Raw genomic sequence first — 26523 nt, forward strand, 5'->3', positions numbered from 1 at the left:
TCGAGCGGAGAAATGACCGCGGAAGTGTCCTGAGGGCTGCAGTGACCCCCGGTCTACTCGATCGGCGAGCCCCGTGCCACGTGCACGGGGCTCGCCCGTTTTCCGGGGCACTAAATGGTGTAGACACAAGATCGTGTCGTCAGTGTCTGACTCAGAATTCGTCGCCGCGTTCGACAGCGAGATCGGCCTGCAATTCACCGAACTGACCCCTGACGGCGCCCGTGCCCAACTCGAGGTCAAACCAAAACTGCTGCAGCCGATGGGATTGGTGCACGGCGGGGTGTACTGCTCGATCATCGAGAGCATGGCCAGCGTGGCCGCTTACACCTGGCTCAACTCCCAGGGCAGCGGGAACGTGGTCGGCGTCAACAACAACACCGACTTTCTGCGTGCCATCAAGTCGGGGACCGTGTATGGCAAGGCAGAACCTCTGCACCGGGGGCGCCTGCAGCAACTGTGGCTGGTGACGATCACCGACGACGACGACCGCGTCGTCGCCCGCGGCCAGGTGCGCCTGCAGAATCTCCCGTGACGACCGCAAGCGCGGCGTAAGCCGGGCGAAGCGGGTCGGCACCATCAGACCCTGACGACCGCAAGCGCGGCGCAGCCGGGCGAAGCGGGTCGACACCATCAGACCCCGACGACCGCAAGCGCGGCGCAGCCGGGCGAAGCGGGTCGGCACCATCAGACCCCGACGACCGCAAGCGCGGCGTAAGCCGGGCGAAGCGGGTCGGCACCATCAGACCCTGACGACCGCAAGCGCTAGCTGGCTTTTTGGGTGACCGCGCTGGTCTGCGCTTCGGCGGCAAGTTCGGCCAGCTGCTCGAGTCGGGTTCGCGCAAACGCCTGCTGGTCGGTGATGGTCAGCTGACCTCGCCGCGTGCTCAGGAAGGTGACCGTCCACGACAGCAGCGTGGTGATCTTGGTCTTGAACCCGATCAGATAGACCAGGTGCAGCACCAGCCAGATCAGCCAGGCGATGAAGCCGCTGAATTCCAGCGGACCGATCTTGGCCACCGCGGAGAACCGCGACACCGTCGCCATCGAGCCTTTGTCGAAGTACTGAAACGGCTCCCGCTCGGCCGGATCGGCGCCGGCCAGCTCGGATTTGATGTTGGTTGCGACGTATTTGGCGCCCTGAATGGCGCCCTGTGCCACACCGGGCACGCCCTCGACCGCTGCCATGTCGCCGACGACGAACACGTTCGGATGCCCCGGAATCGACAGGTCGGGCAACACCTGGACACGGCCGGCCCGGTCGAGTTCGACGTCGGACTGCTCGGCGAGGTCGCGGCCCAAGCGGCTGGCTTGCACGCCGGCCGACCAGACCTTGCAGGCCGATTCAATGCGCCGCTCGGTGCCGTCGGCGTCCTTGACCGTGATCCCGTTGCGGTCCACGTCGGTGACCATGGCACCCAGTTGAATCTCGACGCCGAGCTTCTGGAGCCGCGCGGCCGCACGTTCGCCGAGCTTTTCCCCCATCGGCGGCAGCACGGCGGGGGCGGCGTCGAGCAGGATCACACGAGCCTTCGTGGAGTCGATGTGCCGGAAGGCGCCCTTGAGCGTGTGTTCGGCCAATTCGGCTATCTGCCCGGCCATTTCAACGCCGGTGGGGCCGGCGCCGACGACGGTGAAGGTGAGCAGTTTGGCCCGTCGTTCAGGGTCACTCGACCGCTCCGCCTGCTCGAAGGCGCTCAGGATCCGCCCGCGTAGCTCCAAAGCGTCGTCGATGGATTTCATCCCGGGGGCGAACTCGGCGAAATGGTCGTTGCCGAAGTAGGACTGGCCGGCGCCGGCGGCGATGATCAGGCTGTCGTAAGGCGTTTCGTAGGTGTGACCGAGCAACTCCGAGACGACGCATTGCCTGGCGAGATCGATGTGCGTGACGTTGCCGAGCAGCACCTGGACGTTGCGCTGCTTGCGCAGCACGACGCGGGTCGGCGGGGCGATCTCGCCCTCGGAAATGATGCCCGTGGCTACTTGGTAGAGCAGCGGCTGAAACAGGTGATGGGTGGTGCGGGCGATCAGTTTGATGTCGACGTCAGCACGCTTGAGCTTCTTTGCCGCGTTGAGACCGCCGAACCCCGAGCCGATGATGACCACACGATGCCGACGGCGCGGTTCAACTGTTGGTTCCTGCTGGGGGCTCATTTTCCGCTGCTCCTGACGGGGTCTCCTTGACGGGCGGCTGCAGTTAGCTACTAACCTGTTTTAGGTTAGTCAACCCTGGGTCACAAACCCAGCTGTGAGCCTGTGTAATTAACCACACCAGCGAATTGCGTGTGCCAGGTTTATCTGCCGACGTCGGTGGCAGGACCACCGTTAAGCGGCGGACCCCACCGGGGCCCAGGCCAGCGCGCAGTGCTTCGTCGAGAGATAAACCACGCACACGCCTCACAGCGTGTCGTGTGCGTGATTTATATGTCGCGCCCGGGCCAGCCACACCGTCAGCCGGCGGACCCCACCGGGGCCCAGACCAGCGCGCAGTGCTTCATCGAGAGATAAACCACGCACACGCCTCACGGCGTGTCGTGTGCGTGGTTTATATGTCGCGTCGCCCGCACTTGGCCGCCGGGCTGTTCGCTACGCGTGGATCAGCGGGCGTAGGGCCTCGGCTGCGGCAGTGATCATGCCGGGTATATGACCGTTCGGCAGGTTGATGATCGCGCCATTCAAACCGGCGTCGAGCACCTTGGCTTGTACCTGTTCGGCGATCTGCGCTGGCCCACCGATCGCCATCCGCGCGGCCATGTTCTCGGGTAACTGGTCCGGCTTAGCTTTCTCGTCGAGCATCACGGTCAGCATCAGGCTGGTTTCCAGCGTCGCCGGGTCGCGGCCCACCTCCTCGCAGCGGGCCCGCGCCGCCGCCATCTTGCGAGGCAGTTCGTCGAAAGACGCGATGATGTTGAGGTGGTCGGCGTAGCGGGCGGCCAGTCCGAACGTCTTCTTCTCGCCGCCGCCCCCGATCATGATGGGGATGCGGTCGCGGTAGCGGGGTTCGGCCATCGCCGATTCCGCGGTGTACCACTCTCCGGAGAACGTGGGTCGCTCGCCTTTGATCATCGGATCGATGATCTGCAGCGCCTCTTCGAGTCGGTTGAACCTGTCGGTGAAGGTGCCGAATTCAAAGCCAAGCTGGCGGTGTTCGAGTTCGAACCAGCCAGCCCCCAGACCCAGCACCGCGCGGCCGCCGCTGACCACGTCCAGCGTGGTGATCACCTTCGACAGCAGGGCGGGGTTGCGGTATGTGTTGCCGGTGACCAACGTGCCCAACTGCAGGCGCTCGGTGGCGGTCGCAAGCGCGCCCAACGCGGTATAGGCCTCCAGCATCGGCTGGTCTGGGGTGCCGAGCATGGGCAGTTGATAGAAGTGGTCCATCACGAAAAGCGAATCGTAGCCGGCTGATTCGGCTTCGCGCGCTTGAGCGATGACCGTCGGGAACAGGTTTTCTACACCGGTTCCGTAGGAGAAGTTGGGAATCTGGAATCCAAGCCGAATAGCCACGGTGTCTACCGTAGCGACCGGCTCAGGCGAACTGTGCGAGTGCGCCGTGGCTCACGTGCAGCGTCTGGCCGGTGATGTGGCGGGCGGCCGCGGTGGTGAGGAACAGCGACAGCCGCGCGATCTCGGCTGCCACCGGCGCGGGGGTGCGGGACAGACCCTCGTAGCCCGCTTGGACGCTGCGGCCTGCTGCGACGGCGTTGACCGTGATGCCGCGGGTGCCATATACCTCGGCCTGTCCGCTGACCCAGCTGGACACGGCGGCTTTGATCGAGGAGTCGACGCTGCCGGGAGGCGGGTTCTCGGTCAGCACGGTGATGATGTGGCCGCCGGAGCGCAGGTGGTCGCCCACGCACTGCACGGTCAGGACGGCCGAGAGCAGGGTCGCGTCCAGCGCTTTGCGCCATGCGGTGGCGGTGTCGGGCAGCGAGAAGGTGCGTGGGTCGCCGGCTTCCCAGGTGGGGGCCGGGATATTGACGATGGTGTCCAGGTGGTGTGGGAACAACCCCCGTGCTTCGGTGAGGCTGGCGGGATCGGTGGTGTCGCAAACGATCGCGTCCACGTCGAGTTCCTTGGCGATGACCTCGAGGTCGCCGCCACGTGCGCCCACCAGGGTCACCTTGTGACCGTCGTCACGAAAGCCTTCGGCAACTGTGCGACCCAGATCGGTGTCGCCACCGGTGACCACAACCTCCATTGCCACGACCTCCTTGTGCTATGGCGTCAATCGGCGTCAATGTTACTGGACAGTAGCTATTCGGCGAAACTCCACGCCGCCACGACGCGCTAATGATTTGCGTAACTATTCAGTCGCAGCGTCGCAGCGCTAGGTTTGACCGATGCGTCGCACCGGGTGGCTGGCCGTTTTGCTGACGACGATGCTGGTCGGAAGCGTGACGGCGTGCAGTTCAGGATCTGGGTCGGACCAGGATACGAAGCGGGTCGTGGTGTTCGCGGCGGCGTCGCTGCGGCAGGTGTTCAGTCAGATCGGCGAACGATTCAAGGCGGACAATCCCGGCGCGGACATCACTTTCAACTTTGCGGGCTCCTCGGAGTTGGCGACGCAGCTGACCCAGGGTGCGACGGCCGATGTGTTCGCTTCGGCGGACACCGCGCAGTCCGACAAGGTCGCTGCGGCCGGCTTGTTGCGCAATGGTGTGGTCAACTTCGCCGCGAACAGACTGGTGATCGTTACCGCGCCCGGCAATCCGAAGAGCATCGGTTCGTTCGCTGACCTGGCCCGACCCGGGCTCGGCGTGGTGGTCTGCCAGCGGCCGGTCCCGTGCGGATCGGCCACCCACCGCATCGAGGACGCTACCGGGACGCAACTGCGTCCGGTCAGCGAAGAACCCAGCGTCACCGACGCGTTGAACAAGGTCACCAGCGGGCAGGCCGATGCGGCGCTGGTTTATGTCACCGATGCAATTGGCGCCGGAAACAAGGTGGCGACCGTCGAGTTCCCGGAGGCCGCCGGCGCGGTGAACGTCTATCCGATCGGAGTGCTGAAGTCGGCCCCGCAAGCCGCGCTGGCCCAGAAATTTGTCGCAGTCGTGACAGGCGATGCGGGACAACGGATTTTGGAGCAGGCCGGGTTCGCCAGGCCCTGACTCCTATGCCCACACCGACCGATCTGCCCCGCTGGGTCTATGTGCCCGCGGCCGTCGGGACGCTGTTTGTGGGTCTGCCGCTGTTTGCGATTGCAGTCAAGGTGGATTGGCCGCATTTCTGGTCGCTGATCAGCAGCGATTCCTCGGCGACAGCGCTGTTGCTGAGCTTGAAGACGGCCGCGGCCAGCACGACGCTGTGTGTCCTGCTGGGTGTTCCGATGGCGTTGGTGTTGGCCCGCAGCCAACTGCGATCGGTGCGTCTACTGCGGCCGGTGATCCTGCTGCCGCTAGTGCTCCCGCCGGTGGTTGGCGGTATAGCCCTGCTTTACGCCTTCGGTCGACTCGGTCTGATCGGCCAGTATTTGGAGGCCGCGGGGATCAGGATCGCGTTCAGCACCACCGCCGTCGTGCTGGCGCAGACCTTCGTCTCGTTGCCGTTCCTGGTGATTGCCCTGGAAGGCTCCGCACGCAGCGCGGGCGCCGATTACGAACTGGTGGCCGCGACCCTCGGGGCCCGGCCCAGCACGATCTGGTGGCGGGTCACTCTGCCGCTGCTAGTGCCCGGCTTGGCGTCGGGGGCGGTGCTGGCTTTCGCGCGGTCCCTGGGGGAGTTCGGTGCGACGTTGACGTTTGCCGGGTCGCTGCAAGGCGTCACCCGCACCCTTCCGCTGGAGATCTACCTGCAACGGGTCAGTGACCCGGATGCGGCTGTGGCACTGTCGCTTTTGCTGGTGGCGGTGGCGGCGTTGGTGGTGCTGGGGCTGGGTGCGCGCCGACTGACCGGGACCGACGCGAGGTAGCCGCCATGACCGATCTGCAGGTTCGGGCGGTGCTGGCCCAGCGCCAGGTCGATGTGGATTTCGCCGTGGGTGCAGGGGAAGTGCTGGCGGTGCTCGGCCCAAACGGGGCGGGCAAGTCGACCGTCTTGCATGTGATTGCCGGGTTGGTCCGACCCGATGCGGCCTTGGTGCGGGTGGGGGATCGGGTGCTGATCGATACCGCGGCTGGCGTCGATGTGCCCACCCACGACCGGCGGGTCGGGCTGCTGCTGCAGGACCCACTGCTGTTTCCGCATCTCAGCGTCGCGTCCAATGTGGCCTTCGGGCTGCGCGGGCGCCAGTTCCGGCGCATGTTCGGGCTCGGGCGGGTGCCTGCACGGGACACGGCGCTGCGATGGCTGCGGGAGGTGGACGCCGAGCAGTTCGCCGACCGCAAGCCCGGTCAGCTCTCTGGCGGCCAGGCCCAGCGGGTCGCCATCGCGCGGGCACTCGCGGTCGAACCGGAGGTGTTGCTGCTCGACGAGCCGCTGGCCGGACTCGACGTCGGCGCGGCCGCATCCATTCGAGCGGTGCTGCGTGGCGTGGTCGCCCGTAGCGGCTGCCCCGTCATCCTGATCACGCACGACCTGCTGGACGTATTCGCGCTGGCCGACCGGGTGCTGGTGCTCGAATCCGGGAAAATCGCCGAAATCGGGCCCGTCGCCGACGTGTTGGCCGCACCCAGGAGCCACTTCGGGGCGCAGATCGCAGGCGTCAACCTGGTCAACGGAAAGATCGGTCCCGACGGCGCCCTGCAAAACGGGGCCGGGCAGCGCTGGCATGGAAGGGCCGAGGCGGAGTTGGCGAACGGCCAAGCGGCCGTCGCGGTATTCGCACCGGGCAGTGTGGCCCTCTATCGGGAGGCGCCCCACGGCAGCCCGCGAAATGCCGTTGAAGTGATCGTGACTGAGCTGGACACCCGCGGACCGACGATTCTGGCGCGCGGTCAGGACCAACCGGACGGGGCGCCGGGATTGACGGCCAGCATCACCGCCGAGGCGGCAGCAGACCTGCAGCTCAGCGCCGGAGATCGGGTGTGGTTCAGTGTCAAGGCGCAGGAGGTCGCGTTGTACCCGACTATGAACTGGCCGGATTGACAGCAATCCAGTTGGGGGACACCGGGTAGGCCTTCCTTGCTTCGCGGCATTAACACGGTAGGTTCGTCGCCATGCATCAGGTGGACTCGAACTCGACCCGTCGCAAGGGATTCTTGGCGTCGCTGGCCATTGCCGCGGCGACCAGTGCCAGCGTCGTCACCATTGCGTTGCCGGCAATCGCCGGCGCTGATCCCGAGCCTGCGCCCTCGCCGACCCCGACGGTCGCGCCGCCGGGGTCGCCCACTCCAGCTTCACCGGCACCCGCGGCCGGGGCGCCGAACACGCCGGCCACGCCTCCGCCCGGGGCCAGCCCCGCCCCGGGGGCCAATCCCGCGCCAGCTGCACAGCCGGGGGACCCCAACGCGGTGCCGCCGCCCGTCGACCCGAACGCGCCGCCCCCGCCTGACCCCAACGCGCCCGAGCTCGGCCGAGTCACCAACGCCGTCGGCGGGTTCAGCTTCGTCGTACCGCCCGGCTGGGTGGAGTCTGACGCATCCCACTTGGACTACGGCTCGGCGTTGCTCAGCAAGACAGCTGGTGAGCCGCCGATGCCCGGGCAGCCGCAGCCGGTAGCCAACGACACCCGCATCGTGTTGGGCCGCCTGGACCAGAAGCTCTACGCCAGCGCCGAGGCCACCAACCCGAAGGCGGCTGTGCGACTCGGATCCGACATGGGCGAGTTCTTCATGCCCTACCCCGGCACCCGGGTCAACCAGGAGACGGTGCCCCTCAACGCCAATGGCGTATCGGGCAGCGCGTCCTACTACGAGGTGAAGTTCAGCGACACCAGCAAGCCGAACGGACAGATCTGGACCGGAGTGGTGGGTACGCCGCCCGGCGCCACGCCGACGACGGGTCCGCCGCAGCGCTGGTTCGTGGTGTGGCTGGGCACGGCGAACAACCCGGTGGACAAGAACGCCGCCAAGATTCTGGCGGAGTCGATCCGGCCCTGGACCGCGCCGCCCGCCCCGGCACCCGAAGGCGTTCCAGGTGCTCCGGCCCCGGTTCCAGGCGTGCCTGCCCCCGCGGAGCCCGCGCCCGCTGTACCGGCACCAGCACCGGCGCCAGCCCCTGCTCCCGCGCAGGCTCCGGCGGCCGGCACGCCGGCAGCGACACAGCCGCGGACTCAACCGGCGTAATTGCGTCGCCAAATCGACACTTGAATAGTTACGCACGAGGGGTATACCGAAATCACGGTCCAGTAATCGGGCTGGACGGTGACCAAGGAGGCCCCTGATGGACGTCGTGGCAGCTACCGAATTTCTGGCTCGCTCATCAACGCTGACCAGCGTGGGCTGGATCGGCTACATAATTATCGGCGCGCTGGCCGGCTGGATTGCCGGCAAGATCGTCAAAGGCGGCGGATCGGGCATTCTGATGAACATCGTGATCGGTGTCGTCGGCGCCTTGATCGGCGGTTTTCTGCTCAGCTTCGCCTTCGATACCGCATCGGGCGGCTGGTGGTTCACCTTCTTCACCGCGCTACTGGGTTCGGTGATCCTGCTCTGGATCGTCGGGCTGGTGCAGCGCCGCTGACAGTCTGGATAGTCACCGCGGGTTGACCGCACCCGCACCGGGTATTCCTTCGAGGTCCCCTCGACAAGTTAATACTCGAAGGAGCTGGTCATGGTCCTGCACATCATCGGGATGATCGTTCTCGGTTTGATTGTCGGTCTGATTGCGCGATTGATCGTGCCCGGCAAGCAATCCATGGGCTGGATCGCCACGGCGCTACTCGGAATCGTCGGAGCCTATGTCGGCGGCACCCTGGGCAGCGTGGTGTTTCCCCCGCACGAATTCACCATCACCCCACCGATCAACCACTCCTTCCTGGGAGCGTTGGTAGGCGCGGTACTGATCTTGCTGGTTTTCAAGTTCATCACCTCGCGTACCCGGACCCTGTAACGCGGCGCGAGCCCGCGGCATGATGGGGTGATGGCGTCCCGGGCGGCCACCACCACGATGACCGCATGGCAGGTGCGCAAGCCGGGGCCGATGCGGACTGGGCCCTTGGAGTGCGTCACCACCGACCTGCCGCGCCCTGCACCGTCGGAGTTGCTGGTTGCCGTCCTGGCCTGCGGCGTGTGCCGCACCGACCTGCACGTCACCGAAGGCGACCTTCCAGTGCACCGCGATCGGGTGACCCCCGGCCACGAGGTGGTGGGCGAGGTGATCGAGGTCGGCTCGGATGCCGGTGATGAGTTCGCGGTGGGTGACCGGGTCGGTATCGCGTGGTTACGCCACACTTGCGGAGTGTGCAAGTTCTGCCGTCGGGGCGACGAGAATCTGTGCCCGGAGTCCCGTTACACCGGTTGGGACGCGGACGGCGGGTACGCCGAATTCGCCACAGTGCCTGCGGCTTTCGCGCATCCCCTGCCGGACGGCTACAGCGACAGCGAACTCGCGCCGCTGTTGTGTGCCGGGATCATCGGTTACCGCTCACTGCAGCGCGCCGATCTTCCTGCCGGCGGCCGACTCGGGCTCTACGGCTTCGGCGGTAGCGCTCACATCACCGCGCAGGTCGCGCTGGCGCAGGGCGCCGAGGTACACGTGATGACCCGCGGCGACCGGGCACGCGAGCTTGCCCTCGGGCTGGGTGCCGCGTCGGCGCAAGGCGCATCGGATCCGCCGCCGGTACCGCTGGACGCGGCGATTCTGTTCGCCCCGGTCGGTGATTTGGTGCTGCCCGCGCTGGCGGCGCTCGATCGCGGCGGCACGTTGGCGGTGGCTGGGATCCATCTGAGCGACATTCCGTCGCTCAATTACCAGCGGCACCTGTTTCAGGAACGGCAGATCCGCTCTGTCACGTCGAACACCCGGGCCGACGCGCGCGAATTCCTCGACTTCGCCGGGCGCCACCACATCGACGTCACCACACCGGAATACTCGCTGGGACAAGCCGATCGGGCACTGACGGACCTGAGCTCGGGACGGATCGCCGGCGCTGCGGTGCTGCTTGTCTAGGTCGAGAGGTGCCAGACGACGGCGGCGGCCAGCGCGCCCACCCCGTTCAGCGACCAGTGCAGCGCGATCGGCGCGATGAGGCTGCCGCTGCGTCGCCGTAGCCAACTGAACACGAAACCGGCTGCGCCCGTCGCCAGCACCGCGAGGGTTACCCCGGCCATCATCCCGAAGATCCCGCCGCCGAACAGCCGGGTGAAGCCGACGTTGTTGCTGGTCAGCCCCAGCGACGTCGCGACATGCCACAGCCCGAAGAGCAGTGATCCGGCCAGCGCGACACCACGAAATCCCCAGGCCCGGTTCAACGTTCCGTGCAGCACGCCGCGGAAGGCGAGCTCTTCGGGGATGACGGTCTGCAACGGAATAATGACCATCGATGCGATCAGGGCGCCCGAGATGGTTGCGTAGTGGTTGTTCAGAAACATCGGTCGGGTCATCGGCAACAACACTCCGACGCCGATCACGGTGACCACGATCGCGACGGCCGCCAGCGCGTACCCCATGCCGGACTTCCAGTGTTCGCGACCGAGGCCGAGTTCGGCCCAGTCCAGGCCACGCCACCGCAGCAGCGCCACCAGTCCGACGGCGGCGGCCGGGACGGTCGCGATGCTGGCCCACGGGGTGGTGAAATGCGCGACGAAGTTCGTCAGTATCAAGACCGCGACCACGACGGCGATGTCGACGTGGATGCGGAACCGGTCCAGCTGCGGAATAGCGTGAGCAGCGCTTGGCAGGGCGGCGGACTGGTCGGGCATCCCGGCTAGTCTACCCGCGCACCGCTGAGCAAACGCTCAGTTTTGCCGCGAAGCCAGCCGTCGGTGAACCTCCGCCTTGATCTCCGCGGACAGCCCGTCTGCCTGTAGCAACCTCGGCATGAGTTCGGGTTCGGACATGCGCGCCCGGAATACCAACCCGATCGTCACGTCGTGGTCGGGACGGTATTCGACGTTGATCTCGTCGCCGGCGCGAACGGTGCCCGGCGAAAGCACCCGCAGGTAGGCGCCGGGTATGCCGGCTTTGGTGAACGTTTTGATCCAATGCTGGATGTCGAGAAAGCGCACAAAGGTGCGGCACGGTGTCCGCGGCGCGGAGACCTCCAGCAACAAGCCGTCGGTGCCGATACGCCAACGCTCCCCGATGCGGGCATTGGTCACGTCGATGCCTTGAGTGGTCAGATTCTCGCCGAACATTCCGTCGGTCAGGGTGCGCTGCAGTTGGTCTTGCCAGTCGTCGAGATCCTCGCGGGCGTAGGCGTACACGGCCTGGTCGTCACCGCCGTGATACTTCGGATTGCCTATGGTGTCGCCGACGAGTCCGCTGCCCAGGCCGCCGCGCATCGGGCCCGGTGCCCGCACTGGGACTGGCTCCGTCATGGGCCGCTTATCGATGCCGGTCACCTTCGACATAGCGCGAGGATCGGGATTGGCCATGGCTTGGGCCACGTTGACGGACAGCACCTTCGGCACCCGCACAGGGTATCGCCCTGGACCGCGAGCCGAACGTGGCTGCGTTCTAAGGCGGCGGTTTTCGCCGTGTGGTGCGGCTCGGGGTGGCCGCGCGCTGTCTAAGCGGGCCAGGTCCAGCCCGAGATCTGTGGGTCGTCCTCACCGTGCTCACGGGTATAGCGGCGCGCAGCCAACCGCGCGTCGACCATGCGCTGGCGCAGTTCGGCGGCTCGGCTGCCCAGCCCGTCTACCCGATCGATCACATCGATCACCAGGTGGAAGCGGTCCAAGTCGTTGAGCATCACCATGTCGAACGGCGTCGTTGTGGTGCCGCGCTCCTTGAATCCGCGCACGTGCAACTCGGCGTGATTGGCGCGCCGGTAGGTCAGCCGGTGGATCAGCCACGGATATCCGTGGTAGGCGAAGATGACCGGTTTGTCGCTGGTGAACAACGAGTCAAACTCCTGGTCCGGCAACCCATGCGGGTGCTCGGAATCCGGTTGTAGGCGCATCAGGTCGACGACGTTGATCACCCGCACGGCCAGTTCCGGCAGCTCGCGGCGCAGGATGTCGGCGGCGGCCAACGTCTCCAGCGTCGGGATATCGCCGGCACAGGCCAGCACCACATCGGGTTCACCGGTCGCCGTGCTCGCCCACTGCCAGATGCCCAGCCCACGAGTGCAGTGCAGAATCGCATCGTCCATCGACAAATAAGACAGCGCGGGCTGCTTGCCCGCCACGATCACGTTGATGTAATCGCGGCTGCGCAAACAGTGGTCGGCGACCGACAGCAAGGTGTTGCCGTCCGGCGGCAGATAGACCCGCACCACTTCGGCCCGTTTGTTGGCCACCAGGTCGATGAAGCCGGGGTCCTGATGTGACGCCCCATTGTGGTCCTGGCGCCACACGTGGGAGCTCAGCAGATAGTTGAGTGACGCGATCGGTCGCCGCCAGGGGAGTTCACGACTGGTGGAAAGCCATTTCGCGTGCTGGTTGAACATCGAGTCGACAATGTGCACGAACGCCTCGTAGCAGTTGAACAGCCCGTGCCGCCCGGTCAGCAGATAGCCCTCCAGCCAGCCCTGACATAAGTGCTCGGACAGCACCTCCATGACCCGGCCGTCGGGGGACAGGTGGTCGTCGTCGGAGTCCGTCGCCGACAACCACACCTTGTCGGTCGACTCGAAAACCGGACTCAGCCGGTTCGATGCGGTTTCATCGGGCCCCATCAGCCGGAACCGGTCCAAGTTGCGGGTTATCACGTCCCGCAGGAACGACCCCAAAACCCGGGTGGCCTCGTGCGTCGCCGCGGCGGGCCGCTCCACGGGCACCGCGTAGTCGCGAAAGTCCGGCAGGTCCAGATCGTGCAGCAACACCCCGCCGTTGGCGTGCGGGTTGGCGCTCATCCGCCGATCACCTTGCGGCGCAGCCGCTTTCAGCTCGGAGCGCAGTGCACCGTCAGCGTCGAACAACTCTTCGGGACGGTAGCTGCGCAGCCATTCCTCAAGCTGCAAGCGGTGCTCCGGGTTTTCGTGAGTGCCGGACAATGGAACCTGGTGGGATCGCCAGGTGCCCTCCACCTGCTGGCCGTCGACCACTTTCGGGCCGGTCCAGCCTTTGGGCGTCCGGAGCACGATCATCGGCCACACCGGCCGTTCGGCCGCCTGGCCCTCTCGCGCAGCCTGCTGGATCGACGCGATGTCGTCGAACGCGTCGTCAAGGGCCGCGGCCAGCAGTTGGTGGACGCTGGCGGGGTCATCCCCGGCCACGGTGATCGGGCGGTAGCCGTAGCCGCGCATCAGCGCTTCCAGCTCGGCCTCGGGAATCCGGGCCAGCACCGTCGGGTTGGCGATCTTGTAACCGTTGAGGTGCAGGATCGGCAGCACCGCGCCGTCAACGGCTGGATTGAGAAATTTGTTCGAATGCCAGCCGGCGGCCAACGGCCCGGTTTCGGCCTCCCCGTCCCCGATCACACAGGCCACCACCAGGTCGGGGTTGTCGAAGGCCGCGCCGAAGGCGTGCACCAAGGCGTAGCCGAGTTCACCGCCCTCGTGGATGGATCCGGGCGTCTGAGCCGCGACGTGGCTGGGAATGCCGCCCGGGAAGGAGAACTGGCGGAACAGCTTGCGCAGGCCGTCGACGTTTTCTTCGATGCCGGTGTAGATCTCGCTGTAGGTGCCCTCAAGGTAGGCGTTGGCGACCAAGCCGGGACCGCCGTGCCCGGGTCCGGTGATGTAGATGACGTTCGCGTCGCGGTTGCGGATGAGCCGGTTCAGATGGACGTACAACAGGTTGAGACCCGGGGTGGTGCCCCAGTGCCCGAGCAGCCTGGGTTTGACGTGCTCGGCCGCCAGCGGCTCGGTCAGCAGCGGATTGTCCAGCAAGTAGATCTGGCCAACCGACAGGTAGTTGGCGGCTCGCCAGTAGGAATCGATGAGGGCCAGTTCGTCGTCGGACAGGATTGCGGGCGCGGTCTCCGGGCTCATGGGTCTCATCTACCCGATTGTTCAGACCTCAAATGAATTGTGAATTACGACTCTGACTCTTCGCCGCGAGCACGCGCCTCGTAGGCACGGCGCTTTTCGACGTCGATGTCGTCGGTGAAGACATGGTCGCCGCCGAGCAGTCGGTTCGCCGCCTCGAGGACCCGGCGCGGCCAGAATTTCTGCGAAACAACCATCGCCCCAGCCACTTTGGTGATTCGCGCCCGGGGCTTCGGCCGCGCTATCAGCGCCACGATCGCGCCTGCGATCTCGGCCGGTTCGGCGTTGCGGAAACCTTTCATCCCGGGCGTGCCGGCAACCAGTTCGGTGTTGACGAACGTCGGCAACACCGAGGAGAAATGCACCCCGGCCGAGGCATATTCGAGGCGGGCCGAGTCGGTGAACGCAAGCACCGCGTGCTTGCTGGCGCAGTAGGTCGACAGCCCGACGATGTACATCTCACCGGCAAGTGAGGCGATGTTGATGACGTGGCCCCGTCCCCGGGGGACCATGCGTTGCGCGGCGAGCTTGCTGCCCAGAATCACCCCGTAGACGTTGATGTCCAGGATGCGCCGGGTGACGGCGTCGGGCTCGTCGACGATCCGGCCCACCGGCATGATCCCGGCGTTGTTGATCAGCACGTCGATCGGGCCGAGTTGCCGTTCAACCTGATCCAGGAAATCGGAGAACGAATTCGCGTCGGTGACATCCAACTTGCCGTACACCTCAAGGCCCAGGTCGGCTCCGGACTCCTTGACCGTCGACTCGTCGATGTCGCCGATCGCGACCTTGGCACCCAGCTTGTGCAAGGCCGTCGCCGTTGCCAAACCGATGCCCCGGGCACCACCGGTGATCACGATTACTTTCCCGCTGATTTTGCTGGCGATAGCTGCCGTGTCTGCCATGACGTCCACGTTATTCCGCTCGATACTGCAGGGGTGACTGAGGTCCGCTCGGCCGTTCCCGAGGACGCCTACGACGTCGCCAGGGTGCATGTCCGGTCGTGGCAATCGGCCTACCGTGGACTCATCGCTCAGGACTACCTCGACAGCCTCAGGCCCGAAGACTGGACCGGCCGCTATCGCATCGGGCGCACCGGGATCGGCGAGCCGTCCACCCTGCTCGCTGTAAACGGATCGACCATCTGCGGCTTGGCAATCACAGGCCTGTGCCGGGATGACGACTTGCCGAATTACGGTGAGCTGTTTGCCTTCTACGTCGATCCCGACTACATGGGCACGGGCGTGGGGCGGTTGCTCATGGCTGCCGCCCGCCAGCAGTTGCGACGAGTGGTCACGGCGGCGGCACTCTGGGTGCTCGACGGCAACACCCGCGCCCGCCGGTTTTACGAACGGGACGGGTGGAGTCTCGACGGGACACGTCGCACGGTGGCAATCGGTGGGGCGCCGGCCGACGAAGTGCGCTATCAACTGGCTACGGTGTGACCATGCCCGACAGGTTGCTCGATGCGGTGCGTGTCGTCGACTTGTCCGAGGGCGGCGCGGACGCTGTCACGCGACTGCTTGCCGATCTGGGCGCGGACGTGCTGAAGGTGGAGCCGCCCGGCGGCAGCCCGGGACGCACGACACTGCCCACCCTGGCCGGCGCGAGCATTCCGTTCGCCGTGCACAACGCCAACAAACGCAGCACCGTGCTGGACCCGCACAGCCCGAAAGATCGTCAACGCCTGTTCGGCCTGGCCGCCTCGGCCGACATCCTGGTCGAGTCCGGCCAAGCCGCGGCCTACGGGACCGCGGGCGCCGCGCTGGCCGAGGACTGCCCGCACCTGGTGGTGTTGTCGATCAGCGATTTCGGCGCGACGGGACCGCGCTCGTCGTGGCGTGCCAGCGACGCGGTGCTGTATGCGATGTCTGGATCGCTGTCCCGGACGGGTCCCACTGTCGGCACCCCGGTGCTACCGCCGGACGGGATTGCGACCGCAACCGCGGCGGCGCAGGCGGCGTGGGCGGTGCTGGTCGCTTACTACAATCGATTACGTTGCGGCACCGGCGATTACATTGATTTCTCCCGGTTCGATGCGGTCGTCATATCGCTGGATCCGGCGTTCGGCGCGCATGGGCAGGCAGCCGCCGGCGTTCGCAGCGGCGGCCGATGGCGGGGGCGTCCCAAGAACCAGGACGCGTATCCGATCTACCCGTGCCGGGACGGCTACGTCCGGTTGTGCGTGATGGCGCCGCGCCAGTGGCGAGGGTTGCGACGGTGGCTGGGGGAGCCGGAGGACTTCCAGGACCCCAAGTACGAAACCCTTGGTGCCCGGTTCGCCGCGTGGCCCGAGATCGGCGTGCTGGTGACGGCTTTGTTCGCCGAGAAGTCGATGAAGGAACTGGTGGCGGCCGGACAGGCGCACGGGGTGCCCATCGCCGCGGTGCTGACGCCGTCGCGGATCCTGGCCTCCGAACACTTCCAGGCGGTGGGCGCGATTACCGACGCCGAGCTGGTGCCGGGCGTGCACACCAAGGTACCCACCGGCTATTTCGTCGTCGATGGCCAGCGCAGCGGCTTTCGCACCCCCGCGCCGGCGGCCGGGCACGACGAACCGCGGTGGCTGACCGAACCCGCGCCGACACCGAAACCGTCGGGCGAAGTGGGTGATTACCCGTTTGCGGGCCTGCGGATCCTGGATCTGGGCATCATCGTGGCCGGGGGCGAACTGAGTCGCCTGTTCGGCGATCTGGGTGCCGACGTCATCAAGATCGAGAGCAGCGACTACCCGGACGGTCTGCGCCAGTCGCGGGTAGGCGACGCGATGAGCGAGTCGTTCGCGTGGACTCACCGCAATCACCGGGCCGTGGGAATCGACCTGCGCAGCGCCGAAGGCAAGGAGATCTTCGCCCGACTGGTCGCCGAGGCCGACGCCGTGTTTGCCAACTTCAAGCCGGGAACCCTTGCCTCCCTTGGGTTTGACTATGACGCACTGCACGCGCTCAACCCGCGCATCGTGCTGGCCGGCAGCAGCGCCTTCGGCAACACCGGCCCGTGGAGCACCCGACTCGGCTACGGCCCATTGGTGCGCGCCACTACGGGCGCCACCCGGGTATGGACGTCTGAAGAGGCCGTTGCCGGGGCCCGGCACGCCTTCTATGACGCGGCGACGATCTTCCCCGATCACGTTGTGGGCCGCCTCGCCGCGGTGCTGGCCCTCGCCGCGCTTGTTCGACGCGACCGAGATGGCCTTGGGGCTCATGTCCACATCTCGCAGGCCGAAGTCGTGGTCAATCAACTCGACACGTTGTTCGTCACCGAGGCAGCGCTCGCCGACGGGACGACACGGGTGCGTGACGACCCCACCGTCCATGCTGTCTGTCCGTGCGCGGGCGACGACGAATGGTGCGTTGTCTCGATCGGTACCGATGATGAATGGCGTTGCCTCGCAGATGTTTTGGGAACTTCAGAGCTACCTCGGGCGGAATTGGTAGCCGCGCTGCACGATTGGACTCGGGCGCGCACACCCCTGCAGGCGGCCGAGGCGCTGCAGCACGCCGGAATCGCCGCCGGCCCGATGCAGCGGCCGCCGGACATTCTCGAGGACCCACAGCTGATAGCGCGAAAACTGTTCAGCGACATGACACATCCGCTCATCGCGCGCCCACTGCCGGCCGAAACCGGCCCCGCGCCGTTTCGCAACATCCCGCCGGCGCCACGACGCCCGGCGCCGCAGGCCGGTCAGGACACCAGACAGGTCTGCGAGCAAGTACTCGGGCTGAGCCCGGATGAGATCGAGCGCCTGATCAAGGACGGCGTGCTGTTTGCATCTCAGCCACAGGAGGCACCGCAATGACGTCATCGACCGCGCAGTTTTTCGTAGCCGGCCAGTTCCGCACGGCTCAAGATGTCGAACCGGTGGTGGAAGCGGCAACCGGCAAACCCCTCGGTGACGGTGCGGTCGTCTCCGACTCGGACATCGACGCCGCGGTCGCGGCCGCCCGTGGCGCGCTGCCGGACTGGCGCGCGAGTTCACCGGAGCATCGGGCCGGACTGCTCATCGCCATGGCCGACGCGCTCAAGGCGCGCGCCAAGCCCACCAGCGAGTTGGTGACGCGGGAGAACGGCATGCCGATCTCGCTGTCGCGCGGGGCCAACGGCGCCTTCCCGCCGGTCCTGTTTCGCTACTACGCCCAGCTGATCACCGAGGTGCCGGTGGAGGAAGTCCGCCCGAGCGTCACCGGGCACACGATCGTTCGGCGCGAGGCGGTCGGAGTGGTCGCCGCGATCATCCCGTGGAACTACCCGCAAGCCCTGGCGGCGATGAAGGTCGCGCCCGCGCTGGCCGCGGGCTGCACCGTCGTGCTGAAGGCATCGCCCGAAACCGCTTTGGACGCACTGGTTTTCGCCGAGGCTGCGGTCGAGGCCGGACTGCCGGCCGGAGTGCTGAACGTGGTATCTGGCGGGCCCGCCGTCGGTGCGCATCTCGTCTCGCATCCCGGCGTCGACAAGGTCGCGTTCACTGGGTCGACCGCAACCGGGCGGTTGGTCGCCGAGACCTGCGGACGCCTGATGCGACCGGTCACCCTGGAACTCGGCGGCAAGTCAGCGGCGATCATCCTCGACGACGCCGACCTGGCCGCGACGATGGACGGGTTGCGCAACGCATCGTTCGTCAACAACGGGCAGACGTGCCACCTCAGCTCACGGATCCTGGCGCCGAGATCGCGCTACGACGAGATCGTCGATGCGGTAGCGGCTTTGGCTGAGAGCATGTCGGTGGGTGATCCGCTGGATCCGGGAACCGAGATCGGCCCTATGGTCAGTTCGCGCCAACGCGACCGGGTCCTGGGCTACATCGACATCGGCAAGGACAGTGGCGCTCGCTTAGTCGCCGGCGGGTCGGTGCCCAAAGAGCAACCCCGCGGTTGGTTCGTAGCACCGACGGTGTTCGCCGATGTCGACAACTCCGACCGGCTGGCCCGCGAGGAGATTTTCGGCCCGGTGCTGACGATCAGCCGATATGACAGCGACGACGAGGCAATCGCCCTGGCCAACGACACCGAGTTCGGTCTGGCCGGCACGGTTTGGTCGGCAGACATCGACCGGGCAACCATGGTGGCGCGGGCCGTGCACACCGGCACCATCGGGGTCAACGCCTACGCCCTGGACGTCCGGGCACCGTTCGGCGGAGTAAAGGCCAGCGGCCTGGGTCGAGAGCTGGGACCCGAGGGCCTCGAGGCCTACCGGACACTCAAGTCGATCTACCGCACGGGCCCGGCCTGAGCCCTCGCGATAGGTTCGATCCATGCCCGTGGACCCCAAGACCCCGGTGCTGATCGGCTACGGCCAGGTCAACCACCGCGACGAACCCGACCCCGACAAGCCGTCCATCGAGCCGCTCGACCTGATGGTCACCGCGACCCGGCAAGCGGCAGATCCTCGGGTCGTCGAAGCCATAGACGCGATCCGCGTGGTGCACATGCTCTCCGCCCATTACCGCAACCCCGGACTGCTGCTCGGCGAGCGGCTCGGCCTGAACCGTTTCACCGCCGGCTACAGCAGCGTCGGCGGTAACACGCCACAGTCGTTGGTCAACCAGGCCTGCCTGGACATCCAGGCCGGCCGCGCCGGCGTGGTGCTGATCTCCGCAGCCGAAACCTGGCGCACCCGCAACACGCTGAAGAAGCAGGGCCGCCGACTCGTGTGGACCGAGCAGGAAAACTCGGTGCCCATGCCCGAAGTCGCCGGCGAGGACGTCCCGATGGCCGGTGACGCCGAAATCAAGATCAAGCTGGACCGGCCGGCCTACGTCTACCCGCTGTTCGAGCAGTCGTTGCGGATCGCCAACGGCGAAACAGCCGAGGAGCACAGCAAACGGGTCAGCGAACTTTGGGCGCGTTTCAGCGCCGTCGCGGTCGACAACCCCAATGCCTGGATCCGTCGGCCGGTCAGCGCCGAGGAGATCCGCCAGCCCGGACCCGACAACCGGATGATCAGCTGGCCCTACACCAAGCTGATGAACTCCAACAACATGGTTGACCAGGGCGCCGCGCTGATCCTGGCGTCGGTCGAGCAGGCCACAAAGCTGCAGGTGCCGCCCGAGCGATGGGTGTATCCGCACGCTGGAACCGACGCCCACGACACCTCCGCAATTGCCGAGCGTCGTGAGCTGCACCGGTCGCCGGCCATCCGGATCGGCGGCGCCAGGGCGCTGGAACTGGCCGGCCTGGGCATCGACGATGTCGACTACGTCGACCTGTACTCCTGCTTCCCCTCCGCTGTTCAGGTCGCCGCCGCTGAACTGGGCCTGGCCGTCGACGATCCTTCCCGACCGCTGACCGTCACCGGCGGACTGACCTTTGCCGGCGGGCCGTGGAGCAACTACGTCACCCATTCCATTGCCACGATGGCCGACCTACTGGTGGCCAATCCCGGGCGACGGGGGCTGATCACGGCGAACGGCGGTTACCTGACCAAGCACAGCTTCGGCGTCTACAGCACCGAGCCGCCGTCGAACTCCGGGTTTCGCTGGGAGGACGTGCAGTCCGAGGTGGACAAGGAGCCGACCACGGTCGGCCTGGTGGATTGGGAGGGAGTCGGGACCGTCGAGGCGTGGACGACGCCGTTCGACCGCGAAGGCCGGCCCGAGAAGGCGTTTTTGGCCGTCCGAACCCCCGACGACGAGCGCGTCTTGGCAACGATCAACGATCCGGCCGCCGCGGCGGCCACGGTAAGTGACGAGATCACGGGGGCGAAGGTTGCCGTAACCGATGACGGGACCGCCACGCTGCGGTAACTCGGTCACGGTAAAGACTCAATAGTGCGCAACTCGAGCCGGCGTGCTTATTGTCATTAGATAGACGTTGGGGGAGGCGAGGCCACGTGCACGTGCTGCTTACCGACGCCGCAGGCGCAGTTGGGCGGCTTCTCGCGCGCCATCTCATCGCGGCCGGGCACACGGTCAGCGGGATCAGCGGCCATCCGCATGACGCGCTGGATCCCAATGTGGACTTTGTTTGCGCGTCGCTGCGCAACCCGGTGCTGGTGGAGTTAGCCGGCGAGGCCGATGTCGTCATTCATCTCGCCCCGGTCGACACGTCCGCACCGGGCGGGGCGGGCATCAACGGGGTAGCCCATGTGGCGAATGCGGCGGCGCGCGCGGGGGCCCGGCTGCTGTTCGTGTCCCAGGCCGCGGGCCGACCCGAGCTGTACCGGCCGGCCGAGACGTTGGTGTCCACCGGTTGGGCGCCGAGTCTGGTCATTCGGATGGCTCCGCCGCTGGGCCGCCAGCTGGACTGGATGGGGTGCCGCACGGTGGCGACGTTGCTGCGCGCCAAGGTCTCCGACCGTCCCATTCGGGTGCTGCACGTCGAGGACCTGGTTCGGTTCCTGGTCGCCGCGGTCAGCACCGACCGGTCCGGCATTGTGGATCTGGCCACCCCCGACACCATCAACGTGATCACCGCGTGGCGGCTGCTGCGAGCTGTGGACCCGCGGCTGCGACTGCATCGGGTTCCCGGCTGGGACAATCTCGAGCCTGCACTCAATACCACTGCGGTGCAAGAGGATTGGCAGTTCGAGTGCGGTTGGCGGGCACTGGATGCGGTGGTCGACACCGGACGGGGACTGCTCGGCCGCAGGCTGGGTTCGGCCGGCGCGGTCCCGGGTCCCGGACAGCTGCCGCTGCCGCTGGAGACGCCCCCGCGGCCCGGCGCCGCTGACGACTCGGCGCTACGCAGCGCGGCGCCCGACGGTCTGGAAGGGGAGTTCGACGACCGCATCGATCCGCGGTTCCCCGTCTTCAGCACAGCCGGTCTAGCCGAAGCGCTGCCGGGGCCGCTGACCCCTATCAGCCTCGATGTCCAGTTGAGCGGGCTGCGCGCCGCGGGTCAGGCGATGGGCCGGATACTCGCACTCGGCGACGTGATCGCCGAGGAATGGGCAAATCGGGCCATCGCGGTCTTCGGTCACCGTCCCTACGTCGGGGTATCGGCCAATTTTGTTGCCGCCACCCAGCTTCCGGGCTGGGACGAGCACGCCGTCACCCAACGCGCCTTGGGTACGGAGCCAGCCGAAAGCGAGTTGCTGCCGTTCGGCCGGCCGCAGCGAGCCGGGGGATCGGTAGCCAAGGCCGTCGTGACGGCGAGGTCACTGGCGCTGTTGCGTCACCTACGGACCGACACCCAGGCCTACGTGGCCGCCGCAGCCCAAGAGCAACTCGATGCCGAGGACCTGGCGGCGTTACCCGAGGCCAGCCTGGAGGTTCGGATCCGGCTGCTGCGCGACCGCATCCATCAGGGGTGGATCCTCACCGCTTTATGGGTGATCGATACCGGCGTCACCGCGGCAACTCTCGAGCACACCCGGGCGCGGGCCAGCGTGTCCGGTGTGGCCATGATCCTGGACAGCGACCGGATTGCCGCGGAAACCGCCGCGCTGGCCGCGATCTTGCGTGCCGACCCGACCTTGTGCGCGCTGGCCCAGCAGGGCAACGTCGGCAGTATCCGAGCACTGTCCTCGGCCGCGGCCGCAGCGCTGGACGTCGCCGTTGCCAAGCTCGGACACCGTGGCCCCGGGGAGGCCGAATTGGCCAGCCCGACGTTCGGCGACGATCCGGGCCTGCTGCTGACCGCCGCCGCCGCCGACGCGGCCCAAGCACCCGCGGGGTCCGGAGTGCCCGAATCGCTGGCCCAGCGGCTGGCCGAAAGTGCGCGCACTTCAAGGGAATTGGCCCACGACACCACCCTTCGGTTCACTCATCAGCTGCGAATGACTCTGCGCGAGTTGGGATCTCGTCGGGTGGCCGCGGATCTGATCGACTCAGTCGACGACGTGTATTACCTACTGTGCGATGAACTGGTCACCATGCCGGTCGACGCGCGGCTACGGGTCAAGCGGCGGCGCGCCGAGCGCGAACGGCTGCAGGCGCAGCACCCGCCCGATGTCATCGACCAGAACTGGAATCCAGCGCAATAGCCGGATCGGCCAGCCCCTCGGGATCAACCGGTGTCCTCGAACGGATCAGCGCTTTTACGTCGTCGAGGACGTCCCAGACGTTGACGTTCATCCCGGCTAGCACCCGGCTGTCGCCGTCGAGCCAGAACGCGACGAACTCGCGCCCGGCTCGATCCCCGCGGAACACGACCCGCTCATAGCTCGGCGCATGCCCGGCGTACTCCATGCCCAGGTCGTACTGATCGGTGAAAAAGTAGGGCAGTTCGTCGTACTCAGCCGATTCGCCCAGCATCCCGGCCACCGCGACCGCGGGTTGCTTGAGGGCAGTCGCCCAGTGCTCGGTCCGGATCCGGGTTCCGAACAGCGGGCTGTCGGCGGCGGCGATGTCGCCGACCGCGTAGATGTCGACGTCGCTGGTGCGCAGAGAGGCATCCACACGTACGCCGCCGTCGGAAAGCTCCAGTCCGGCTTGTTCGGCCAGTTCGATGTTGGGTTTGGCACCGACGGCCACCAGCACGGCATCGGCGCCGACCACCGATCCGTCGGCAAGTGTCAGTCCGGTAACCCGGTCGTCCTGGGCGCTGATCTCGTTGACCTGAGCCCCGAGTCTGAGGTCCACGCCATGCTCGCGGTGCAGGTCGGCGAACACTTGACCGACTTCGGCCCCGAGCGCTCCCAGCAGCGGCTGTTGGGCAGATTCCACGACCGTGACATCGGCCCCGCGTTGCCGGGCACTGGCCGCCACCTCCAGGCCGATCCACCCGGCGCCGACGATCGTCAGCGAGACACCTTCAGCCAGAATGGAATTCAGCGCAACGGCATCCGCATAGCTGCGTAGGTAATGCACACCCTCGGCGTCGGACCCGGGGATCGACGGACGCCGTGACGCCGACCCGGTGGCCAGCAGCAGTTTGTCGTAAGCCACCGCCGCCCCGTCGGCGGCCGTGACTGTGTGCGCATCAATATCGAGTGATTCCACCCGCGTATTGAGCCGTAGGTCGACGTGGCGGTCGCGATACCAGTCCGAATCGTGCACGGTGAAATCGACCAGTGTCTTCTTACCTGCCAGATACTCCTTGGACAGCGGTGGCCGCTCGTAGGGCAACTGCTCCTCGTCGGCGAACAGGGTGATATGTCCGTCGAAGTTCTTGTCGCGCAATACTTCTACCGCTTTGGCGGCGGCCAGCCCGCCGCCGACGATGACGAAACTGCTCGAGCTGGTCATAATCGCTCCTCGCTTTGACTCAGCAATTTCCGCAATGACAACGCATTACGAACCGCGTGGCCGCCCAAATCGTTGTTGAAGTACATCCACACGTCGCGACCTTCGTCGTTCCACTCGCTGAGGCGTTCGGCCCACCACTGCAGGTCCTCGGAGGTATACGAGCCCGTGTACATGGACGCGGGCTCGGGCCCGTGCATGCGGACGTAGACCAGGTCGGTGGTGGCCCGTGGAATACACGCCAGCCCGGCGCCGCTCATCACAACGTATGCGGCACGGTACTTTTCCAGCAACGCAAACACTTCTGGGGCGTTCCAGGACGGGTGGCGCAGCTCCACGGCTGTGCGAATCGACGCGGGCATCGCAGCCAGGAACGCATCCAGCCGGGCATCGTCACGCTGCTGGTCCGGATGTAGTTGCACCAACAACACACCGCGCCGGTCGCCCAGAACCTGCCAGCAGTGCTCGAACCGCTCAATCCAGGGTTCCGGAGAGGCCAGCCGACGATAGTGCGTCAGACCGCGGTGCGCCTTCACAGACATGGTGAACCCGTTCGGCAACTGATCACGCCAGCCCGCGAACGTCGTGTCCTTGGGCCAACGGTAAAAACTGGCGTTCAACTCCACCGTATCGAAGACCTCCACGTAGCGCTGCAAGCGCCGCCCAGCGGGTAGGCCCGGCCGGTACAACACGTCGGCCCAGTGGTCATAGGACCACCCGGAAGTGCCGATCCGCACGGTCATGGTCAGTCGGTTACCTGCACCCGCACATCGTCATCGAGAGATGCGCGCACTAGTGCCGCCGCCAGCCGCGCATTGGTGCGCGGCGCGAGCGCCGACAGCTCGGCTGGGTCGGTGGGTAGCTTCAGCATTTCGGCCGCGGCGATCGCCCGATCATCGAAGTGCGGTCGCACCCAGGTCCAGATGTCTTGCACCTCGCGCAAAAAAATGTTGGCACCGGTATCGCCGATCCCCTTGAATCCCTTTAAGTTTCGCAATGCCCTCTCCGGATCTGGGTCACTGCTGCGGGCAAGTTCCCGCAAATCGCCGGAGAACTCGTCACGCACCTTCTTGGCGATATCGGTGAGCCGGGTGGCAGAGGATTCGTCGTACCGCACGTAGTGAGCGCGACCAAATGCCTCGATCATGGTCTGACGTTCAGCGGCCAGCACGGCTTTAGGTGTCCGCAACGCGGCTTTGAACAGCTCGCGCGCGGCACGCGTGGCTATCGTGGCGTCGATGGGTTTGCTGGCCAACATGCACAGCACCAGCAGCTGGAAGAGTGGCATCGGCTTGTCGCTGAGCCGGATGCCGGCCTCGGTCGCGTATGTGGTGCCGGCGACTTTGAGCAGCCGTCGCACCCGCCGCTCCGCTGTGTCCATACCGCGGGCGTACCCGCCATGTCGCGGCACAAACCCCGGTTACTTCGGTGGCAAACGGCGTGCGTAGTCCGCGCCGCGGTCCACCCAACTTTGCAGCTGCCGTTTGGTTTTCACTCCGTCGGCGCCAACCCGCAGCCAGCCGCGAATCTCCCGGCCGGCCATCACCATCGGACCCACATGAGCCCGCCCGAGCAGCTTGTCGGTGTCCTCTTTCGGCACCCGCACGAGCAAACCGCCTTGACTGCTGACGGCCACCGCTAGGTGTCCGCCGACCAGGAACGCGAGTCCACCGAACATCTGCTTCTCATCGACGGGTTCGGCGGCCAGCAGTTCCCGGATCCGGTTGGCGAGGTCAACGTCGTAGGCCATGGCCGGGTTCAGTCCAGATCGACCCGGATGGTCAACAGATCGGTGCCCATGGTGCGCACGCCAAACCCGTTGATGCGCGGGAGTTTACGCAGCCGCTGCCACGGGTCGTCGTCGGGCAGCAGGTGGGCGGTTCCGCTGCGCCACTGACCGCCGATACGCACCCGGACGGCGGGGTTGGCCTTGATGTTGTAGACGTAATCGGAATGGTCGCCGTGTTCGGAGACCATCCAGAATTGGTTGTCCACCACCGCGCCACCCACGGCGGTGAGTCGGGGCTGTCCGGACTTGCGGCCCGTCGTCTCCAGCATGGTGACCGGCAGCTTCCGGCCGAGCGGGTTGACCACGAAACGCTGGACGCGGTGCACGAACTGCCGTTTGCGGCTCATGCTGATCGCCCCGCGGGGACGCCGACGGCACGCAGCACCCATTCCCGGGGAACGCTGAATGACAGCGACCGTCTTGGGATGGTGGTGAGCACCGCCTCGGAAATCGTCGTCTTGTAAGTGAGCGACAAGTGCCCGGAGAACGCGGGGTCGACGTGGTTGATGTCGACGTCGAGGGACAGGCCATCGGCGGAGAACTCGGCCTGGACCGGGCCCTCGCCAGGCGTATCCCAACGTACGTCGATAGCCCGGCCGGCGAGCCTGGGCACCGTCGACAAGGTGCCCAGGACCCGCTCGGACGTGATGACCAGAGCGCCGACGTAGCTACGCAGGTTGCCTTTGGACACCTTGCCCG

General features: G+C 66.5%; 26 protein-coding genes. 13 read left to right on the forward strand and 13 right to left on the reverse strand.

Annotated elements, in window-relative coordinates:
* Positions 1-142: 142 nt before the first annotated feature.
* Positions 143-532, forward strand: coding sequence for a PaaI family thioesterase (locus tag A5634_RS18820; protein WP_253861747.1), 390 nt, complete (start codon positions 143-145; stop codon positions 530-532).
* A 230-nt stretch (positions 533-762) separates the two neighbouring features.
* Here the strand turns inward: A5634_RS18820 and A5634_RS18825 are convergent, their stop codons facing one another.
* The 3 genes from A5634_RS18825 to A5634_RS18835 all read right to left on the reverse strand — a co-directional run bounded on the left by A5634_RS18825 (position 763) and on the right by A5634_RS18835 (position 4204).
* On the reverse strand, positions 763-2151 hold the full coding sequence (locus A5634_RS18825; protein ID WP_065145546.1) for an NAD(P)/FAD-dependent oxidoreductase: 1389 nt from the start codon (positions 2149-2151) through the stop codon (positions 763-765).
* A gap of 432 nt (positions 2152-2583) precedes the next feature.
* Positions 2584-3504, reverse strand: coding sequence for an LLM class F420-dependent oxidoreductase (locus A5634_RS18830; RefSeq protein ID WP_065145547.1), 921 nt, complete (start codon positions 3502-3504; stop codon positions 2584-2586).
* A gap of 22 nt (positions 3505-3526) precedes the next feature.
* Entirely contained in the window at positions 3527-4204 is a 678-nt protein-coding gene (locus A5634_RS18835; RefSeq protein WP_155769615.1) for an SDR family oxidoreductase, read from the reverse strand.
* A 136-nt stretch (positions 4205-4340) separates the two neighbouring features.
* Between A5634_RS18835 and modA the strand changes: the two genes are divergently transcribed.
* The 7 genes from modA (at position 4341) to A5634_RS18870 (ending at position 9987) form a co-directional block, all read left to right on the forward strand.
* Positions 4341-5108 (forward strand): molybdate ABC transporter substrate-binding protein, encoded by a 768-nt coding sequence (modA, locus tag A5634_RS18840; RefSeq protein ID WP_065145549.1) that lies wholly within the window; start codon positions 4341-4343, stop codon positions 5106-5108.
* A 5-nt stretch (positions 5109-5113) separates the two neighbouring features.
* On the forward strand, positions 5114-5908 hold the full coding sequence (locus A5634_RS18845) for an ABC transporter permease (protein ID WP_065145550.1): 795 nt from the start codon (positions 5114-5116) through the stop codon (positions 5906-5908).
* 5 nt (positions 5909-5913) lie between these two features.
* Positions 5914-7023 carry a sulfate/molybdate ABC transporter ATP-binding protein gene (locus A5634_RS18850; RefSeq protein ID WP_065145551.1) on the forward strand — a complete coding sequence of 370 codons (1110 nt, stop codon included), beginning with the start codon at positions 5914-5916 and terminating at the stop codon, positions 7021-7023.
* A gap of 71 nt (positions 7024-7094) precedes the next feature.
* Positions 7095-8162 carry an alanine and proline-rich secreted protein Apa gene (locus A5634_RS18855; RefSeq protein WP_065145552.1) on the forward strand — a complete coding sequence of 356 codons (1068 nt, stop codon included), beginning with the start codon at positions 7095-7097 and terminating at the stop codon, positions 8160-8162.
* A 97-nt stretch (positions 8163-8259) separates the two neighbouring features.
* Positions 8260-8559 (forward strand): GlsB/YeaQ/YmgE family stress response membrane protein, encoded by a 300-nt coding sequence (locus A5634_RS18860; RefSeq protein WP_065145553.1) that lies wholly within the window; start codon positions 8260-8262, stop codon positions 8557-8559.
* Positions 8560-8649: 90 nt separating this feature from the next.
* Positions 8650-8928 (forward strand): GlsB/YeaQ/YmgE family stress response membrane protein, encoded by a 279-nt coding sequence (locus tag A5634_RS18865; protein ID WP_065145554.1) that lies wholly within the window; start codon positions 8650-8652, stop codon positions 8926-8928.
* 30 nt (positions 8929-8958) lie between these two features.
* The gene (locus A5634_RS18870; RefSeq protein WP_065145555.1) at positions 8959-9987 is read left to right on the forward strand and encodes a zinc-binding alcohol dehydrogenase family protein; all 1029 of its coding nucleotides are present in this window, start codon (positions 8959-8961) and stop codon (positions 9985-9987) included.
* Here the strand turns inward: A5634_RS18870 and A5634_RS18875 are convergent.
* The 4 genes from A5634_RS18875 to A5634_RS18890 form a co-directional block, all read right to left on the reverse strand.
* Positions 9984-10739, reverse strand: coding sequence for a CPBP family intramembrane glutamic endopeptidase (locus A5634_RS18875; protein WP_065145556.1), 756 nt, complete (start codon positions 10737-10739; stop codon positions 9984-9986). The genes A5634_RS18870 and A5634_RS18875 overlap by 4 nt on opposite strands.
* Before the next feature lie 36 nt (positions 10740-10775).
* Positions 10776-11441 (reverse strand): MOSC domain-containing protein, encoded by a 666-nt coding sequence (locus A5634_RS18880; RefSeq protein WP_065145570.1) that lies wholly within the window; start codon positions 11439-11441, stop codon positions 10776-10778.
* 107 nt (positions 11442-11548) lie between these two features.
* A complete protein-coding gene (locus A5634_RS18885) occupies positions 11549-13924 on the reverse strand; it encodes a phosphoketolase family protein (RefSeq protein WP_437339989.1) in 2376 nt (791 codons plus the stop codon).
* 35 nt (positions 13925-13959) lie between these two features.
* Positions 13960-14817, reverse strand: a complete 858-nt coding sequence (locus tag A5634_RS18890) for an SDR family oxidoreductase (RefSeq protein WP_065145571.1) — start codon at positions 14815-14817, stop codon at positions 13960-13962.
* Positions 14818-14850: 33 nt separating this feature from the next.
* On the opposite strand from A5634_RS18890, the gene A5634_RS18895 reads away from it, so the two are divergent.
* The 5 genes from A5634_RS18895 to A5634_RS18915 all read left to right on the forward strand — a co-directional run bounded on the left by A5634_RS18895 (position 14851) and on the right by A5634_RS18915 (position 22834).
* A complete protein-coding gene (locus A5634_RS18895; RefSeq protein ID WP_065145558.1) occupies positions 14851-15357 on the forward strand; it encodes a GNAT family N-acetyltransferase in 507 nt (168 codons plus the stop codon).
* 2 nt (positions 15358-15359) lie between these two features.
* Entirely contained in the window at positions 15360-17711 is a 2352-nt protein-coding gene (locus A5634_RS18900; RefSeq protein WP_155769616.1) for a CoA transferase, read from the forward strand.
* Entirely contained in the window at positions 17708-19141 is a 1434-nt protein-coding gene (locus A5634_RS18905) for an aldehyde dehydrogenase (RefSeq protein ID WP_065145560.1), read from the forward strand. Before A5634_RS18900 ends, A5634_RS18905 begins: the two co-directional genes overlap by 4 nt.
* Before the next feature lie 22 nt (positions 19142-19163).
* A complete protein-coding gene (locus tag A5634_RS18910) occupies positions 19164-20654 on the forward strand; it encodes an acetyl-CoA acetyltransferase (RefSeq protein WP_065145561.1) in 1491 nt (496 codons plus the stop codon).
* Between the two features lie 86 nt (positions 20655-20740).
* Complete coding sequence (locus A5634_RS18915) at positions 20741-22834, forward strand: hypothetical protein (protein ID WP_065145562.1); 2094 nt, start codon at positions 20741-20743, stop codon at positions 22832-22834.
* Here the strand turns inward: A5634_RS18915 and A5634_RS18920 are convergent.
* The 6 genes from A5634_RS18920 to A5634_RS28740 all read right to left on the reverse strand — a co-directional run.
* Positions 22803-24038, reverse strand: a complete 1236-nt coding sequence (locus A5634_RS18920; RefSeq protein ID WP_065145563.1) for an NAD(P)/FAD-dependent oxidoreductase — start codon at positions 24036-24038, stop codon at positions 22803-22805. The genes A5634_RS18915 and A5634_RS18920 overlap by 32 nt on opposite strands.
* Positions 24035-24778 carry a DUF72 domain-containing protein gene (locus A5634_RS18925; protein ID WP_065145564.1) on the reverse strand — a complete coding sequence of 248 codons (744 nt, stop codon included), beginning with the start codon at positions 24776-24778 and terminating at the stop codon, positions 24035-24037. The genes A5634_RS18920 and A5634_RS18925 overlap by 4 nt, the downstream gene beginning before the upstream one ends.
* Before the next feature lie 2 nt (positions 24779-24780).
* Entirely contained in the window at positions 24781-25416 is a 636-nt protein-coding gene (locus A5634_RS18930; RefSeq protein WP_065145565.1) for an endonuclease, read from the reverse strand.
* A gap of 39 nt (positions 25417-25455) precedes the next feature.
* Entirely contained in the window at positions 25456-25785 is a 330-nt protein-coding gene (locus A5634_RS18935; protein WP_065145566.1) for a TfoX/Sxy family protein, read from the reverse strand.
* Between the two features lie 8 nt (positions 25786-25793).
* The gene (locus tag A5634_RS18940) at positions 25794-26213 is read right to left on the reverse strand and encodes a nitroreductase family deazaflavin-dependent oxidoreductase (protein ID WP_253861749.1); all 420 of its coding nucleotides are present in this window, start codon (positions 26211-26213) and stop codon (positions 25794-25796) included.
* The coding region (locus A5634_RS28740) for a hypothetical protein (RefSeq protein ID WP_172831742.1) at positions 26168-26523 on the reverse strand (356 nt) is incomplete at its 5' end. The genes A5634_RS28740 and A5634_RS18940, both read right to left, overlap by 46 nt.

It is taken from the genome of Mycobacterium asiaticum (genome assembly GCF_001673365.1).
GTDB lineage: Bacteria > Actinomycetota > Actinomycetes > Mycobacteriales > Mycobacteriaceae > Mycobacterium > Mycobacterium asiaticum_A.

What these genes read in the sequence shown, in the direction of transcription:
- A5634_RS18825 (WP_065145546.1), bottom strand. Translation starts at nt 2,151, where the DNA reads ATGAGCCCCCAGCAGGAACCAACAGTTGAACCGCGCCGTCGGCATCGT.
- modA (WP_065145549.1), top strand. Translation starts at nt 4,341, where the DNA reads ATGCGTCGCACCGGGTGGCTGGCCGTTTTGCTGACGACGATGCTGGTC.
- A5634_RS18845 (WP_065145550.1), top strand. Translation starts at nt 5,114, where the DNA reads ATGCCCACACCGACCGATCTGCCCCGCTGGGTCTATGTGCCCGCGGCC.
- A5634_RS18850 (WP_065145551.1), top strand. Translation starts at nt 5,914, where the DNA reads ATGACCGATCTGCAGGTTCGGGCGGTGCTGGCCCAGCGCCAGGTCGAT.
- A5634_RS18855 (WP_065145552.1), top strand. Translation starts at nt 7,095, where the DNA reads ATGCATCAGGTGGACTCGAACTCGACCCGTCGCAAGGGATTCTTGGCG.
- A5634_RS18860 (WP_065145553.1), top strand. Translation starts at nt 8,260, where the DNA reads ATGGACGTCGTGGCAGCTACCGAATTTCTGGCTCGCTCATCAACGCTG.
- A5634_RS18865 (WP_065145554.1), top strand. Translation starts at nt 8,650, where the DNA reads ATGGTCCTGCACATCATCGGGATGATCGTTCTCGGTTTGATTGTCGGT.
- A5634_RS18870 (WP_065145555.1), top strand. Translation starts at nt 8,959, where the DNA reads ATGGCGTCCCGGGCGGCCACCACCACGATGACCGCATGGCAGGTGCGC.
- A5634_RS18875 (WP_065145556.1), bottom strand. Translation starts at nt 10,739, where the DNA reads ATGCCCGACCAGTCCGCCGCCCTGCCAAGCGCTGCTCACGCTATTCCG.
- A5634_RS18885 (WP_437339989.1), bottom strand. Translation starts at nt 13,924, where the DNA reads ATGAGACCCATGAGCCCGGAGACCGCGCCCGCAATCCTGTCCGACGAC.
- A5634_RS18890 (WP_065145571.1), bottom strand. Translation starts at nt 14,817, where the DNA reads ATGGCAGACACGGCAGCTATCGCCAGCAAAATCAGCGGGAAAGTAATC.
- A5634_RS18900 (WP_155769616.1), top strand. Translation starts at nt 15,360, where the DNA reads ATGCCCGACAGGTTGCTCGATGCGGTGCGTGTCGTCGACTTGTCCGAG.
- A5634_RS18905 (WP_065145560.1), top strand. Translation starts at nt 17,708, where the DNA reads ATGACGTCATCGACCGCGCAGTTTTTCGTAGCCGGCCAGTTCCGCACG.
- A5634_RS18910 (WP_065145561.1), top strand. Translation starts at nt 19,164, where the DNA reads ATGCCCGTGGACCCCAAGACCCCGGTGCTGATCGGCTACGGCCAGGTC.
- A5634_RS18920 (WP_065145563.1), bottom strand. Translation starts at nt 24,038, where the DNA reads ATGACCAGCTCGAGCAGTTTCGTCATCGTCGGCGGCGGGCTGGCCGCC.
- A5634_RS18925 (WP_065145564.1), bottom strand. Translation starts at nt 24,778, where the DNA reads ATGACCGTGCGGATCGGCACTTCCGGGTGGTCCTATGACCACTGGGCC.
- A5634_RS18930 (WP_065145565.1), bottom strand. Translation starts at nt 25,416, where the DNA reads ATGGACACAGCGGAGCGGCGGGTGCGACGGCTGCTCAAAGTCGCCGGC.
- A5634_RS18935 (WP_065145566.1), bottom strand. Translation starts at nt 25,785, where the DNA reads ATGGCCTACGACGTTGACCTCGCCAACCGGATCCGGGAACTGCTGGCC.
- A5634_RS18940 (WP_253861749.1), bottom strand. Translation starts at nt 26,213, where the DNA reads ATGGGTGCTGCGTGCCGTCGGCGTCCCCGCGGGGCGATCAGCATGAGC.